This is a genomic window from Acinetobacter sp. YH12132, assembly GCF_013418645.1.
GTDB lineage: Bacteria > Pseudomonadota > Gammaproteobacteria > Pseudomonadales > Moraxellaceae > Acinetobacter > Acinetobacter indicus.
Window position 1 is genome coordinate 1 of the sequence record NZ_VPBR01000025.1, and the last position, 15,140, is coordinate 15,140.

General features: G+C 44.2%; 17 protein-coding genes. 9 read left to right on the plus strand and 8 right to left on the minus strand.

Annotation, left to right across the window (positions count from 1 at the left end; translation table 11 throughout):
* Positions 1–176 precede the first annotated feature (176 nt).
* On the plus strand, positions 177–860 hold the full coding sequence (locus FTU67_RS13670) for a hypothetical protein (protein ID WP_168381814.1): 684 nt from the start codon (positions 177–179) through the stop codon (positions 858–860).
* A gap of 139 nt (positions 861–999) precedes the next feature.
* Here the strand turns inward: FTU67_RS13670 and FTU67_RS13675 are convergent, their stop codons facing one another.
* From FTU67_RS13675 to FTU67_RS13690, 4 genes are all read right to left on the minus strand, one after another.
* The gene (locus tag FTU67_RS13675) at positions 1,000–3,360 is read right to left on the minus strand and encodes a TonB-dependent receptor (RefSeq protein ID WP_180061889.1); all 2,361 of its coding nucleotides are present in this window, start codon (positions 3,358–3,360) and stop codon (positions 1,000–1,002) included.
* 222 nt (positions 3,361–3,582) lie between these two features.
* Positions 3,583–4,035 (minus strand): DUF2147 domain-containing protein, encoded by a 453-nt coding sequence (locus tag FTU67_RS13680; RefSeq protein ID WP_104471394.1) that lies wholly within the window; start codon positions 4,033–4,035, stop codon positions 3,583–3,585.
* Positions 4,036–4,454: 419 nt separating this feature from the next.
* Positions 4,455–5,849: a class II fumarate hydratase gene (gene fumC / locus FTU67_RS13685; protein WP_016658056.1), complete on the minus strand. Its 1,395-nt coding sequence runs from the start codon at positions 5,847–5,849 to the stop codon at positions 4,455–4,457.
* Positions 5,850–5,984: 135 nt separating this feature from the next.
* Positions 5,985–6,992, minus strand: coding sequence for an SDR family NAD(P)-dependent oxidoreductase (locus tag FTU67_RS13690; protein WP_104484100.1), 1,008 nt, complete (start codon positions 6,990–6,992; stop codon positions 5,985–5,987).
* 71 nt (positions 6,993–7,063) lie between these two features.
* On the opposite strand from FTU67_RS13690, the gene tusD reads away from it, so the two are divergent.
* From tusD to FTU67_RS13710, 4 genes are read left to right on the plus strand one after another with little or no spacing between them, the layout of a single operon-like run.
* Positions 7,064–7,432, plus strand: a complete 369-nt coding sequence (gene tusD, locus FTU67_RS13695; protein WP_180061890.1) for a sulfurtransferase complex subunit TusD — start codon at positions 7,064–7,066, stop codon at positions 7,430–7,432.
* Between the two features lie 43 nt (positions 7,433–7,475).
* Positions 7,476–7,826: a hypothetical protein gene (locus FTU67_RS13700; protein ID WP_180061891.1), complete on the plus strand. Its 351-nt coding sequence runs from the start codon at positions 7,476–7,478 to the stop codon at positions 7,824–7,826.
* Between the two features lie 17 nt (positions 7,827–7,843).
* The gene (locus tag FTU67_RS13705) at positions 7,844–8,128 is read left to right on the plus strand and encodes a DsrH/TusB family sulfur metabolism protein (RefSeq protein WP_016658053.1); all 285 of its coding nucleotides are present in this window, start codon (positions 7,844–7,846) and stop codon (positions 8,126–8,128) included.
* A gap of 18 nt (positions 8,129–8,146) precedes the next feature.
* Positions 8,147–8,458, plus strand: a complete 312-nt coding sequence (locus FTU67_RS13710) for a TusE/DsrC/DsvC family sulfur relay protein (RefSeq protein WP_005178263.1) — start codon at positions 8,147–8,149, stop codon at positions 8,456–8,458.
* 79 nt (positions 8,459–8,537) lie between these two features.
* Here FTU67_RS13710 and FTU67_RS13715 read toward each other — a convergent pair whose 3' ends face one another.
* A complete protein-coding gene (locus FTU67_RS13715) occupies positions 8,538–9,437 on the minus strand; it encodes a LysR family transcriptional regulator (RefSeq protein WP_034597704.1) in 900 nt (299 codons plus the stop codon).
* A 101-nt stretch (positions 9,438–9,538) separates the two neighbouring features.
* On the opposite strand from FTU67_RS13715, the gene FTU67_RS13720 reads away from it, so the two are divergent.
* Both FTU67_RS13720 and FTU67_RS13725 read left to right on the plus strand, forming a co-directional pair.
* Complete coding sequence (locus FTU67_RS13720) at positions 9,539–9,952, plus strand: CidA/LrgA family protein (RefSeq protein ID WP_075166986.1); 414 nt, start codon at positions 9,539–9,541, stop codon at positions 9,950–9,952.
* 1 nt (position 9,953) lies between these two features.
* A complete protein-coding gene (locus FTU67_RS13725; RefSeq protein ID WP_168408167.1) occupies positions 9,954–10,646 on the plus strand; it encodes an LrgB family protein in 693 nt (230 codons plus the stop codon).
* Between the two features lie 33 nt (positions 10,647–10,679).
* Here FTU67_RS13725 and ybaK read toward each other — a convergent pair whose 3' ends face one another.
* Both ybaK and FTU67_RS13735 read right to left on the minus strand, forming a co-directional pair.
* Complete coding sequence (ybaK, locus tag FTU67_RS13730) at positions 10,680–11,150, minus strand: Cys-tRNA(Pro) deacylase (protein WP_005178272.1); 471 nt, start codon at positions 11,148–11,150, stop codon at positions 10,680–10,682.
* A 75-nt stretch (positions 11,151–11,225) separates the two neighbouring features.
* Positions 11,226–12,851, minus strand: a complete 1,626-nt coding sequence (locus tag FTU67_RS13735) for a Na/Pi cotransporter family protein (RefSeq protein WP_075175343.1) — start codon at positions 12,849–12,851, stop codon at positions 11,226–11,228.
* Positions 12,852–13,164: 313 nt separating this feature from the next.
* Between FTU67_RS13735 and FTU67_RS13740 the strand changes: the two genes are divergently transcribed.
* The gene (locus FTU67_RS13740) at positions 13,165–13,707 is read left to right on the plus strand and encodes a lytic transglycosylase domain-containing protein (RefSeq protein ID WP_005178276.1); all 543 of its coding nucleotides are present in this window, start codon (positions 13,165–13,167) and stop codon (positions 13,705–13,707) included.
* 151 nt (positions 13,708–13,858) lie between these two features.
* The gene (locus tag FTU67_RS13745) at positions 13,859–14,407 is read left to right on the plus strand and encodes a type 1 glutamine amidotransferase domain-containing protein (protein WP_180061892.1); all 549 of its coding nucleotides are present in this window, start codon (positions 13,859–13,861) and stop codon (positions 14,405–14,407) included.
* Positions 14,408–14,476: 69 nt separating this feature from the next.
* On the opposite strand, the gene FTU67_RS13750 is transcribed toward FTU67_RS13745, so the two are convergent.
* Positions 14,477–14,800, minus strand: coding sequence for an ankyrin repeat domain-containing protein (locus tag FTU67_RS13750; RefSeq protein WP_005178280.1), 324 nt, complete (start codon positions 14,798–14,800; stop codon positions 14,477–14,479).
* Positions 14,801–15,140 lie beyond the last annotated feature (340 nt).

Genomic DNA, 15,140 nt, shown 5'->3' on the forward strand with positions numbered 1-15,140 from the left:
TGTTCCATTTTAGAGATTTGTTTAAGATAAGATATAACTCATTGAGATGTGTCATAGTATTCGTCGTTAGAAAACAATTATTGTGACATTATTTCAATGAGTTATCTATTTTTGTCGTGTACAGAGTCTCTTCTTATAAAAAACATAAATTCACTTTTACCGAAGATAATCTCTTTATGAAAAATATTATCCTTCCACTATTCATATCTTTTACAACACTCAGTTTAACAACTGCCTGTAACAGTCCTTCTAATAATTATATTGAGAACACTTCTGGTTCAAAAGCTAGTCCAGAACTCAGTTCTGAAAGTAAACTCATTATCGAAGAATACAACTCTATAATTTTAGAATTTCAAAATATTGATGATGAAACAGAAACCTTAAAGAAACTTAAATCTATTATTCCCAAGTTGAAGCAAATCAATCTTGAAAAAGAACGTTATCGGCTTTTAATGAATTCGTACCTTAGAATTGGAGATATTGAGAAAGCCTATACATTAACAGAAGAAATTTTGGCTCAAAACAAACAACCTAACATAAAAAACTTTCAATGTATGTTAATGGAAACACTAAATAAGCCTTCTTCTTTAATTAAAGATTGCTACTCAGCTGCTGCATCTCTTTATCAACATGAATTAAATAAATTAGATTCATCTGCCCCGAACTACACACAAATATTATGGGGATTTAACGTAAATATATTTCATGCAGGGCATATTGAATACCGATACCAGCTTAAAAAAATTGTGGATCATCAAAAAAATGAAACAGATCAACAATTTTATAAAACCTTATTTGATTTAGAGACCAATGCCGACCTGCGTCAAGAATTATTATATTCAATTGCTTCTCGCATATAATTCAATAGCTCGCTTCTCCTCAATATTCAGATTAAGCATCTTCAAGAGGCCTAACCTGAATATCTAATGTCTCCATCTCAATACATCAAGCAGTCCACCTACCAATGTATTCAAGGAAAATATTCAGATCATCCCACCCTTAAAGATGCATGGTCACACCCAGCTGAAAAGCGCGGCCCGGTAACGGCGCAATATATTTCAGGGACGAATTATGTGGACGTGCCTCTTCATCCAGCAGGTTTGATCCATTCATAAACACATCAAAACTGGCATTTTTTAAAGTCACTTTTTTACGAATATCCAGATCCATCAGGTTATATGCCGGTAATGGCACTTCCTCTGACACATTTTTTCCTAAATATCTCGGTTGATCATAATAAATACTTGCCAGACGCGCTGACCAATCGGCGCGTGTCCATTCAATGTGGGCACCATAACGATTGGTCGGCATATTCGGCAAATACACGCCATCATTACTTAAACGCAAACTTTCCGGATTAGTGGCCTTATTTTTAACCAGATCGGCAAAACCACCGACCTGTACCTCACCAAAATGGTCTAAATCAAAAGTGTAGTTCATATCCACCTCAAAACCATTCACTTTAGTATCGGTTTGCTTCCAGTACTTCAGCGGTAAACGGTTTCTCATGGATGAACCGGAATGCGACAAATAAAAATAATCTTCAAAATCCATTTGATATAAAGCTACAGCGATATTCGCAGCATCCCAGTTCACATGCGTGATTAATTCCAGCCCCTGCATTTTTTCTTTGTTCAATGCCTGATTGCCTTCCTCCTGCGTCATAACCGAATAATGCGGATTGCTGGCATACAGTTCATTAATTTCAGGAGCCCGTTCTGACTTAGAATATTGCAGCCTAAAGTCCAGATAATCAGTCGCTTTAAAATTCGAACCGACATAAAAACTATTTAGGTCAAAGGATTTATTTTGTAGGGTGCTATTGGCCGCATTACGCGCCAGTTTAAAACTCTGATCCTGAATCTCATGCTGAACATTTTCATGGCGATAACCGGCATCCACTGAAAACCGCTCCCAGTCCAATTTTTCCTGGATAAATACTGCCTGGGTCGTGGTTTTGACATTAGGGAGATAGCGCTGTGTTCCTGAACCCTTAACATCACGTACATTCAAAGCAGTGCCAATTTCACCGCTCAAATTTTTATAAGGCATCTGCTTTAGTACCAGTTCGGCAGCATGGCTATCAAACTGATATTCATTGGCTTTGCTTGCACCAATATATTCACCCGAGCGATTGGATAATTTTGATGCCTGAATTTGGAGATGATCAAGTACAGGCAGTGGGTCCCTGAGTAACGCATCAACCGCAAAACGGTTCTGTTTAATCTGCACCGTGACCGGCAAGCTATCATCATAAGCGCTCTGGAAAGATTTATTTTCCATTGAGAAACCCGGCACACCATAATCACTGGTTTTATAATCGGCACTAATTCCGATATAGCCATTGTCTAAAAAGTAGGTACTCCCGATTGCCATATTTTCATTTCTGGCATAGCTATTGCCCAGTTTTTTCTGATAATTGGGCGTAACATCCTGATTGGTTCGGCTTTCCACATATTTTGGCGTATTGGGCACATAATCCGGGTTGGGATCATTGATAAATTCCCGGTAGGCGCCATTCACATAGCGGGTTAAAACCGCTTGATCAGTATATTTGGCCGACTCCAAGCCATCATAATAATCATAAAAATGCTGAGGATTCTGCGCGATATCTTCTAAAACATGCTTATTTAAATATTGATGATGTGCCTTATTAAAGACCTGTTCAATTCTGGCATCGCGCTGGCAGGCGCTTGCCAAAGCAGAATCAATCCCACCTCGCTCCGAGATAATCGCTGTATCACAGACGGCTGCTTTGCTCTTTCCGGGAATTTTATAAGATGAAATCTGTTGGGTAGAAAACTGGATATTGGTGCTCAGATTTTCCTGATTATTGACATTAATGCGAATACCATGCCCGCTAAAATCGTTAAAGCCCTTTTTATATACCACATCGACATTGGCACTTTTCTCTTCCAGCATTTTTGAAATGATGCCCGAATCTATATCCACATAACCACCAATCGCCTGTCCGCCATAACGTACAGTATTGGTCCCTTTATGTACGGTCACGCTTTTAGTAAATAGTGGATCAAATGGAATATTAATATCACCGCTGATAGCATTCATTCCATTGATCGCCTGACCATTCTCCAGAATCCCGACCCGATGACCGCTCAAACTGCGTATCACTGGTGCCCCCGAATTGGGACCGAATGCGCTACTTTGCACGCCAGACATATGTTTAACAGCATCGCCCAAGGTATTGGCTGTTTCAATGCGTTCTTTAAGTGCAATATTCAGATTCTTGTCAGTATCATCCCCCTGAAAAATAAGTGGTTCCAGAATTGTAATCGGCTCTTCAGCCTGTGCCTGTTGCATCGCCAATAAAATTAAAGTCATGAGTGTGCTGTATTTCATGCGAGCCCCCTTTTAAAAAGTGTTATGTTATAACATAACTTTATGTCTATTTAAAAAATTATTCTGGTTTTTCTGGCAGATCGAGAAAATGCAGCAACTCAATTGAGAGGAAGAAAAATGGGGGAATTGAAATATTTTGAATTCTTAGATTCTTAAAAAAAGAAAAAACCATCTAACACGAAGTTAAATGGTTTTTAGAATCAGCTCAACAGCCAAAGCTCATTAGAGCTTTTTCCAGGTCATGGCACTGGTTGTATTGCTCTGTTGCGCTTTACCAAATACTTTCATCTGGTCTTTGCCATCATTCAATTGCGCTTCAATGGTATAGGTCCGGCCATCCTGGGTATTCAGCCATTGACCTTGCTTAAACTGCTTATGGTTGCCGGTCATGCCTTTCAGCACTTCCATACCAAAAATCGGCTGGTTCTTTAAAGCCCCTTCACATTTGCCACAAACGTCCGGATTCACCGCTCCCGCCGCCGGATAATGCTTGCTCACTACTGCACTATACTGCTGTGTTTTGGAGTTTTTACGAATCACAATTTCCGACACATAATACCCGGTTCGATCATCAATCACTTTCCATGTCCCGATTAAAGGATCAAACGGCATTGCCACTACAGTTTTGGTTAAACCCGCCAATAGAGCCGCAGCCCCCAATAATTTAAAATTCATAAGCAAAAAGAGTTTCAAAAGAGTCAATAAAGAAATGAGATACGCTTCCCAGCGGCCTGCATTATATTCATTTTCCTAAACTAAATCATAATAATTTCATAAATTTTAAATATCTATGTGGTATTTAGAGCCAAGTTTTGCTAGATACTTCACATTTCTTTTCCAGAATTTTACCACTTCTTTTTATTGTCACATTCAGGGCTTATGATGCAGTCAAGGTCATTAAAAACGAGAAGATGGCCTGTAATAACTAAGTAGCGCAAACTAACCCAGCATATAGCAATCCATATGTTGGGTTTTCTTTTATAGGTACTTTGCACTTTCATGCACAGGTTCTGATGGAGAAATAGTTGTGATGAAGCAAGATTTTTTAGCCCACCGGGATGGCTGCTCATATTCCATCCCGGTAGATGCAACACTTATTTCGCATTCGGTGAAACCATATTTTCTGGTCGTACCACGTCATCAAACTGTTCAGCAGTGACCAGATTCAGCTCCACCGCCACCTGTTTTAAGGTTTTCCCTTCTTTATAGGCCGTTTTCGCGACTTTGGCGGCATTTTCATAACCAATTACCGGATTCAGTGCCGTCACCAACATCAACGAGTTATGCAGGAAATGATCAATCTTGTCACGGTTCGGCTCAATTCCGACAGCGCAGTGATCGTTAAAGCTGTTGCAGGCATCTCCCAATAACTGAATCGACTGTAACAGGTTATAGGCAATCACTGGCATAAATACGTTTAGCTCGAAATTCCCTGAAGCCCCAGCCACATTAATTGTCGTATCATTACCCAGCACTTGCGCCACCACCATGGTCATGGCTTCACTCTGGGTCGGATTGACTTTACCTGGCATAATGCTTGAACCCGGTTCATTTTCCGGAATACGGATTTCACCAAAACCACAGCGCGGCCCACTGGCCAGCCAGCGTATATCATTGGCAATTTTATTTAAGCTCACAGCCAGAGTTTTTAAGGCACCGGAAGCAAATACCGCAGCATCACGTCCAGCCAAAGCTTCAAACTTGTTCGGCGCAGTAACGAAAGCCAAACCGGTCAGGCTGGCCAGTTGCTGTGCGGCTTTTTCCGCATAGTCCGGATGGGCATTTAAACCGGTTCCTACGGCGGTGCCACCCAACGGCAGTTCATATAAACCGTCCAGGGCCTGATGCAAACGTTTCAAACCATGATCGAGCTGCGAGACATAGCCACTAAATTCCTGCCCTAACGTTAAAGGTGTTGCATCCTGTAAATGGGTACGGCCAATTTTCACAATATCGGCAAAGGCATCGCTTTTGGCCTGCAAGGTATCTCTTAAACGGGTCACTGCCGGAATTAACAGCTCATTAATCTGTAAACTGGCAGCGACATGAATCGCGGTTGGAAAAGAATCGTTGGTTGATTGTGCGCGGTTCACATGGTCATTCGGATGAACCGGCTTTTGCGCGCCCAGCGGATTTCCAAGTTTCTGGTTGGCAATATTGGCAATCACTTCATTACAGTTCATATTACTTTGCGTGCCCGAACCGGTCTGCCACACCACCAGCGGAAACTGGCTATCCCATTTGCCTTCAATCACTTCTTCAGCTGCATCAACAATATAGTGCGACAGCTCTTGAGGAATCTGGTTCAGTTCTGCATTGGTCATGGCCGCGGCTTTTTTCACTAAGCCCATGGCGCGAATCATGGGACGAGGTAAACGTTCCTGCCCGATTTTAAAATTCTGTAAGCTGCGCTGAGTCTGTGCACCCCACATGGCCTCACTCGGGACTTCAACTTCTCCCATGGTGTCGTGTTCGATACGTGTTTGCATACTCAACCTCTATCTATTCTTGCTGTTCTCAATGCTGTTATAACGCTGCCCTGAGGCAGCGGCTATGGCGAATATAGTCATCTTAGGTCAGGCGGATAAAATTGTAAATGATAATTATTATCATGATTAAATTTATCATTGCCCGCGCAAGGTGTGCTGATAAAAGCGCCATTCATCTTCCAGCATCTGCTGAATCGAGCGTTTCGGCTGCCAGCCCAGTACCTCTTTGGCTTTACTAATATCGGCCGCGACCTGATCCAGTTCGGCATAGGGATATACATCAGCATCGACCGTTTTAATTTCAGTGCCGGTGACGCTCGAAATTTCATTTAACAGTTGCTGGATCGAAATCGCCTCGCCGGCAATATTAAAGGCTTCACAAACATGCTGTTGCTGGAATAGCCATTGCAGGGTTAAAGATACGGCCTCACAACAATCCAGTACATGCAGGAAACTACGCTCTACAGTCTTGTCTTCAGTTTGGGCCTGCTTGCGCAGCTCGATAAATTCGCGTTGCCGCGCCCCGACCTGCATCGCCAGGGGTACAATATTTTTTGGCAGTGGCGGTACCATCTCACCCAGTACCCCATGTTCAAAGGCACCAGCAATATTGCCCAAGCGCAATAAGGCAATTTTCCATTCATTGTCGGTTTTAAAAGTATCCTGAATAATTTCCTCAGCCATCTGCTGAGATTTGATATACGGATTCGGATAGGCATACTGAAATGGCAGATCTTCTTTCAGTTGCAGGCTAGATTGGCCATACACGGTTAAGCTGGATAAATGCACCAGCACACGTACCCCGGTACGCTGCATGGCACGCAGCAGACTCATGATACAGCTGACATTATCATTATAATATTCAAGCGGTTTCAGGACCGATTCTTCCAGCGATTTAAAGCTGGCCGTATGCACCACTGCATCGACCGAATACTGTTCAAAGACTTTATTTAAGGCCGGGGTGTTACGAATATCAATTTTGGCAAAAGGCACATACATGCCCGAAATATATTCAAGTCGTTCTAAGGTTTGTAAATTGGCATTGGATAAATTGTCGACAATAATGACTTCTTGCCCTTGAGCCATCAGACTTAATGCAATATGCGAGCCTATAAAGCCTAAACCACCAGTCACTAAAATCATTGTATACTACCTTTTTCTTATGAAGTCTGAATGCCCCCTGTGTTGCGGGAACATTTCATTAGTGAATTTTGATGAGTACCTTATTACTAATTACCTCCGCGCCAACCTCAATTCATGCCTGGCATGCGTTGGGTCTGGCTCAAGCCTTGCAGAGCAAGAATGAAGATTTCCGGGTGTTCTTCTATCAGGACGCTGTTATGGTCGCTAACGATTTACAATGGCTACCCGATGATCAGCGACAGTTAAAATCGGAATGGCAAAAACTGTCGATTCATTTGCCGGTTTGTGTCAGTGCGGCACTGTTACGCGGGATTACCGATCAGGACAATGCCAAACGTCATCAACTTCATCAACACAATTTAGCCGCGGGCTTTGAATTGGTTGGTCTGGGCGAACTTGCCGATGCAGTGCAATCTGCAGATCGCCTTCTTCAATTCTAAGTGGTTCTATTTGAGAATTTGTTGCATTTAAAAGGTAAATTGTGTGAAAACTGTACTCGTCATTTTAAGCCAGGCCAATTTAAGCAGCCAGCAGGTACATGAAAGCCTGTCTGCGACTATGGTACTGGCCACTTTTGGCTGTGAAGTCAAAGTGTTATTACAGGATGCTGCCCTAAGTCTGCTCAAAAGCGATTTGGCTTTTGACCAGCTCAAACACGCCTTCAAGCTGGCCTCGAATATGGTCGAAAGTTTTGAGTTTTATGATTTAAGCCCGATTCTGGTAGAACACCAGCATCAACATTCAGCTTATGTCAGCCAGTCGCAGCAGGAAATCGAGTTTATTGAACTGAATGCGGACTTTATCCAGCGTTTTGACTACGTGCTGTACTGGTAAGCCGGAAGGAATCTGTTATGTCACAAAATACTTTATATCTGCTGCAATCCGGCTTCCATACTACCCCGGCCATGCTGGACAAAGTTTCACGTCTGTATAGTGAAGGCGATGCAGTGGTGCTGATGGGTGATGCAGTATTGGCCATTGATCACCCATTTTGTCAGCAATGCGGCACCCTGTTTGCACTGGAGCATGATCTAGAGCTGCTGGTCCAGCCATTGCCTGCCCATCTGCACAGTTTAAACTATGCTACCTTTGCCGAGCTGTGTCTGGCTTATAGCCGTTGTATCTCTTTAAAATAAACAAGCTTTGAGTGTGTTATGAATCTTGAACTGGACCAAGATGGTCATTTGGTCGATTACACCATCTGGAATGAAACTGTAGCGCAAGAGCTGGCCAAAAGCCTAGAGCTGGAACTGGAAGATTGGCATTTTGAAATTTTGCAGGCTGTGCGCCAGTTTTATCAGCAGTTTGGTCATTCTCCGGCGACCCGCCCGTTAATCAAGTTTCTGATGAAAACGGTCAGCCCTGAGATTAACAATGCCCTCTTGCAAGAGCGTTTTAACACCGGACTGGTGGCGCGGCACTTAAGTCGTCTGGCCGGTATTCCCAAACCGGCGAATTGCCTGTAATTGGAGGAAGATTCATCTGTTCAGAGGTTTAGCGCTGTAGATGAATCTGATTTCACACGATAATCCTTTAATTCTTACTTTAGAAATGAATCTCATCAGGATGCGTTTCAATAATTCTTAACCAGGCCCGGGTGGCCGGACTCATGGCGACTGTCGTATTCCAGGCCATTCGCAAGGTCCAGTTCAGCTCAGGCTGGCACAAACGGCTGATCTGATAACGCTCGGCAGGCAACTGCTCACAATAAACCTGAGGCAACAGCGCAATCCCCACGCCGGAATCCACCATTTTGGCAATAAAATCCCACTGGCTGCTTTTACAGACAATCTTCGGTTCAAAACCCAGCTGTTGTGCGGCCTGCAAAATCATCTGGTTTAAAGTAAAGCTGTCGGCAAACAGTAAAAAAGATTCATCTTTGAGTTCCAGCAACGATACCGTTTCACGTCCCTGCCAGGCAGAATTTCGGGCAGATAACAAACACAGTGGCGAATCCATAATTGGAATTCCGCCCAATACCGGTTTTAAATGGCCGAGTACAATCCCGACATCAATCTGTTTATCCAGAATAGCAGCTTCAATCCCGCTGGCGCCTACCTCTAAAAAGCTCAGTTCAATAGCCGGATACTGCTGATGAAACTTGGCAATTAACCGGCTTAATAGCACCGAACCCAAGGGCGGCAAACCCAGCGTCAATTTACCACGTTCTAGCGCATGAACTTCCGCCACCGAATCATAAATCGCCTGCTCCAGTTGCAGCATTTGTAGCGCATGCTGATAAATCTGCTCGCCCAGGTAAGTCAATTGCACTTCACGTTTACGCCCAGCTTCACCTTTATGAAACAGCGCAGTGCCCAACTCATCTTCCAGCCCCCGAATGGCCTTGCTAATTGTGGGCTGGGTCAGGCACAAAGCATCTGCAGTCCGGGTAAAACTTTGCAATTGCACCAGCTTGACCAGTATTTTCAGGCTTTTTAAATCCACCATCATTCCCAATAGGCATAATTATTTTTTCATTATTCATAATCATCTTGGTAGGTCAAATCTAAAATACAGTCGTGTTTAACCTTTAGGGCAATTCAGCGATGTGGTCACTTTCCCGTGTTGCCGTCCTCAGCATACAAATTGCGCTGCTAATCCTGATCTGGTGGCTCGGTGCGCTGATCCAACAGATATTCCAGCTGCCGGTTTCAGCGGGTGTGATTGGCCTGATCCTGTTACTGCTGGCGCTGTTAAGTGGCATATTTCAACTGCAATGGATCAAGCAAGGCGCCGATTTTATGCTGGCCGAGCTGATGCTGCTGTTTATTCCCTGTGTGGTCGGCATTATCAATGATCTAGACTTACTGCTAAGCCAAGGCTGGCAACTGCTGCTCTCGATTACGCTCGGCACCTGTGCGGTAATGGTCGCCACAGCCTATAGCGTGTGCTGGGGTTTTAAACTGGAACAGCGGCTCAGGAAAAATACCAACAATACCACATATGTGTCAGGAGATTAAGATGAACCTGATCGCAAGCCTGTGCTTTATCTTCACCCTGCTGGGTTATATCGTGGCCAAACAACTGTATCGTCGTTATCCGGTGCTGCTGTTTTTACCCTCCATTCTGGTTCCGGCTGGATTAATCTGCGTGCTGCTCTATTTCGGGATTTCCTATAACAGCTATATGCAGTACAGCCACTGGATTGTCTGGATGCTCGGGCCAGCCACGGTGGCTTTTGCCATTCCGATTTATGAATATCGTGCGCTGATTCAACGCCATCTGCTGGCCATCAGTCTGGGGATTGTGATCGGTATGTGTGTCGGCATTATCAGTGCTTTTTATCTGGCGCAGCTGTTTCAGCTGAATCAGGAAACCACATATAGCCTGATGGCGCGCTCTATCTCTACACCCTTTGCGATGGAGTTAAGTACACAGGTGGGCGGCTCGGTTGAACTGGTAATCCTGTTCACCATGATGACCGGCTTTGCCGGCGGTTTTATGGCAGATGCCGTCTTACTCGCACTCAAACTGAATTCACATTTTGCTCAAGGTGCAGCCTTAGGTAATGCCGCGCATGGTTTTGGTACTTCTAAAGCCTTTATGCGCCATCGTGAAGAAGGTGTGGCCGCCTGCTTAAGTATGGTACTGGCTGGCATATTTATGGTGATTTTTGGACCTGCCCTGATTCATGGCGTGGTCCGGTTTTTATAACTGAATCCGCTGCTAAAATAAAATCAGTGCAGATTAAGACTCATCCACCACATCGGCAAACTGGGCATTTAACACCCGGGCCAGATCATCCGGCTTTAAACCAATGTCCAGTCCACGTTTGCCACCGCTAACATAGATTTTTGCCAGACTTTGCGCACTCTGATCAATCACGGTTTTTAAACGTTTCTTCTGCCCAATCGGGCTAATTCCGCCAACCAGATAACCGGTTAAACGTTCGGCATCTTTAGGCTCTGCCATATGCAGTTTTTTACAGCCCACCGCGGTAGCAACTTTCTTTAAATTTAGCTGCACATGCACCGGCAAAATCGCCACATAATACTGTTTATCATCAGTTACCAATAAAGTCTTAAATACTTCAGCCAGGGCTAAACCCAGCTTTTCCGCTGCTTCCAGCCCAAAACTTTTGGCGTTCGGATCATGCTCATATTCATGAATACTATAGTCAATTTTATTGGATTTTAAAATTTTACAGGCCGGTGTCATTTTAGTTGCCCAGTGATAAACATCCTCGCAGTATAAAAGCTTCTGCTGCAGAAGTTAATCACTGTATAGCTTAGGCTATTGAGTGGCAGCATAATATTTCCGCTTTTCCACATCATCCAGCATACTCTCGGTTTCCTGCAAGACATTGGCCAAACGCTGGGTATGCGCAATCAAACGGTCCAGCCAGCGCTGTGCGGCCAGTAATTCCAGACTGCGCGCGGCACTCAGATGTTGCACCGTGGCATATTCAATCACTTTTTCACGCGCTTCGGCACGCTGCTCTTCCACCCATTGTTTCAGGTTTAACAGCTCACGATTTAAAGATGCCACTTCGGTCAGGCGGTTAAACTCATCGACATACTGAAAGTGATTGTCCAGCACATGAATATAATCCAGCCCCATCTGATAAATAGTCGGCTGGGTACGGATATGCTCGGCATGTTCTACTGCTTCCAGATCACTGCGCAGCACACGTAAATACACCATCAGGCGCAGCATCGCCATTAAACGCTGCTGATCCAGCTCATTTTCACTGACCGATAAATCTTCCAGATATTGCTGCACTCGTTTTAAGATTTCATCCAGCTGCTGTAATTCGCTATTGGAGGGCAAACGACCTTCCTGAATCGCGCGTTTCAGTAAAATCAGGATATGCCCAATCGACCAATAAATCACTTTAGAAGCGGCATTAATCGCTAAAGCCGGCACCGAAAAACTGGCCTGATCCAGATAACATAAAATTGAAGGGGTGCGGTCTGGAATTAAACCGACAATCAACTGTTCAAACTGTTTTAAAAAGGGCAATAAAAATAAGGTTCCCAGCACACTAAAGGCGGTATGAAACGCAGCGACAATAATCACATCATCCCAAGTACCGACCTGTGAATGTTCAGCCAGCCACAAAAAAGCCGGTTTCAGCAAGATAAAAGCCAACACGGCCGAAATCACGTTAAACACCACATGCACGGCTGCGGTGCGTTTGGCATTGGCAGTCGAGCCCATGGCCGCCAGAATCGCGGTCGCCACCGTACCAATATTTTGTCCAATCACCAGACCTAAGGCTTGGGACAAATCAATCGCACCACTGGCTAAAGCGGCCAAGGTCGCAGTAATGGCTGCACTGGAAGATTGCAGCAGCACGGTCATCACCAGCCCGACCAGCACTAAAATCAACTGTGTGGTGAAAGAGTTATTGGAAAAAACCGATAAATCAACCCGCTCGGCAAAACCGGACATTGCCACCTGCAGCAAGTCAATCCCAAAGAAAATCAGGCCAAAACCGGCAATAGTTAAACCGAATAAAGACAGTCGCCCACGGCTGAATAATTTAAAGATGGCCCCTAAACCAATGAGTGGCAAGGCAATATGGGCAATGGAAAATTTAACCCCGAGAAAAGCCACCATCCAGCCGGTGCTGGTGGTGCCAATATTGGCGCCAATAATCACACCAATGGCCTGACTAAAAGTCAGAATACCGGCACTAACAAAGCCAATGGTGGCCAATGTGGTTGCCGTTGAGGATTGCACAGCCAAAGTCAGACCGATGCCAGAAAAAATAGCTTTAATCGGTGAACCTGTAAATTTAGACAGCCATAAACGCAATGACTCCCCAGCCATCTCTTTCAGACTGTCTGTCATTAAGGTCATTCCTATCAGGAACAAACCGATCCCGCCACACAACTGTGCAATCACTTCTAACATGCAACTACCCAATAAATATTTTTATTTTCAACCATCTAAGTATATAAGAGATTATGCAATGAAAGCCGCTTTATACCCTAAAAGTTGCATAGTGACATCAACATGAACAGCACAATAAATAGAAACATGATCTTCCAATGCACTCTAAAGATATTTCAAACACGTAGTATTGGAGCGAAAACTTAACAAAACAGCGGCGGTTCCAGGCCGCCGTTGGCTTGACGGATATCGCCCAGCTCACTAACATCCTTAAAACATATTCGCGAGCACTGGCTAATCTGGTGCAGCATCACTGCTTTTTTCTGATTTTAAAATGAAACTGACCATCCCATTATTATTGAAAACCTCTTTTATTGGCCTCAGTGCCCTTAGCCTGATTGCCTGCTCACCTTTAGGGGGCGGCTCCGTTGCCAAACGTTCCGCTAAACTTTCAGTCGGGATCCAAAAAGCCTATTCGGTTGCACCTGACACCGCTAACCGTGTTGCGCCGATGATTGTGCAACATGCAGAACGTTATGAAATTGATCCACTGTTACTGGCCGCGCTGATTCGCCAGGAATCCAGCTATCGCAGTCATGTGGTATCACCGGCTGGTGCGGTGGGCTTAACCCAAGTCATTCCGCGTTATTGGCAGCAAAGCTGTGGCAGTAATTTATTTGATGAATCTTCCAATATTCAATGTGGTTCTTACATTTTAAATCGCTATAACACGAAAGCCGGCAGCTGGCCCAAAGCCCTAGCCTATTATAATGTTGGTCCTACCGGTTATCATTCCAGCTGGAAGATGAAACGCCAAGGCAAACGTTATGCCAAACAGGTTAAACAGCACCAAAATGATTTAAAAGGCGCGCTATAAACCTTTTTATCCTGCGATTTTTTAAAAGCTCCTGATGGGGCTTTTTTTTACATCATTGCCAAGCAATTACATATTCCCGTCAAAACCAGTACAGTGCCTTGAGCCTCAGTTGTTAACGTAGCAAAAGAATTCATGAAACGAGGATGGGAAAATGCCAAAGAAAGTATTATTCATTACGTCCAATCAGGGTGTGGAGCAGGATGAGCTGATCAAACCCTTTGAATATTTGAAATCTAAAGGCATTGAAGCCATACATGCAGCAGAAGAACAAAAAGAAGTTCAAATGGTCAAGGCCGATAAAGAACCGGGCTTAAGCACCGAACCGGAAACAACGCTAGATAAGGTCAATCCGGAAGATTATGATGCACTGGTCATTCCCGGTGGAACGGTCAATGCCGATACGCTGCGGATCAACCCCGAAGCGCATAAAATCATCCAGCACTTTACCGATCAAGGTAAACTGATTGCCGCAATCTGTCATGGTCCGTGGGTTTTAATTAATGCCGAACGGATTCGCGATAAAAACCTGACGTCTTATAAAACCATCAAGCTGGATCTGGAAAATGCCGGCGCGAAATGGGTCGATGAAAAAGTCCATCGCTGCAATACCGGTGGATGGGTATTGATCAGCTCACGTAATCCGGATGATATTCCTGCATTTAACCAGGCGATTGTGCAAGAATTGGAAGCTGAAACCTAAAGATTTTTAATCGCCTCCATAAAAGAAACCTCATCTGCGGATGAGGTTTCTTTTATCAGAATCGGGAAATTAAGCAAGCCCTTTGAGCTGCTTTAAATAGGCCACCACTTCCTCATTACCTGCCATTTCAGCAAGTTCCAGCGCTGTATGTGGACTACGATGCTCCATATCCGCCCCTTTGCTCATCAGCAGTTTCACCACGTCCAGATGATCATTTTCTGCCGCCGCCTGCAAGGCACTATAGCCTTCCTCATCACTACCATTGGCATCTGCACCTTGCTGTAAGGCTTGCTGTACCTGCTCCAACTCACCCAGTGACGCCCAATATACAATTTCAGGAAGATGTAGCTCATCATCATCTTCAGGGATCGGAGAGAATGAATTCAGTTTCATAAAGTGCTCTTAGAATCGTAATTTGATCATATTGATCTTAAGATTTTAGCTGAATCTGGGGATATATATGGATTTAAATTGTTAGCTTTAATTTTTAGATAAAAATTGGGTTCTATGCGCTGGCTGATGAGGCATTTATTTAAATAGAAGCAGGAAGGAACAGCAAAAAATCAAAAGCGACCTTAAACAAGATGAGGAACCCAGATAAATTTTACCCATAAAAAAATCCCCCTGCTGTTTAAGCTAGGGGGATTTTGAATTAATGAGCTGGCGATGACTTACTCTCACATGGGTAACCCCACACTACCATCAGCGCTAAGAGGTTTCACTTCTGAGTTCG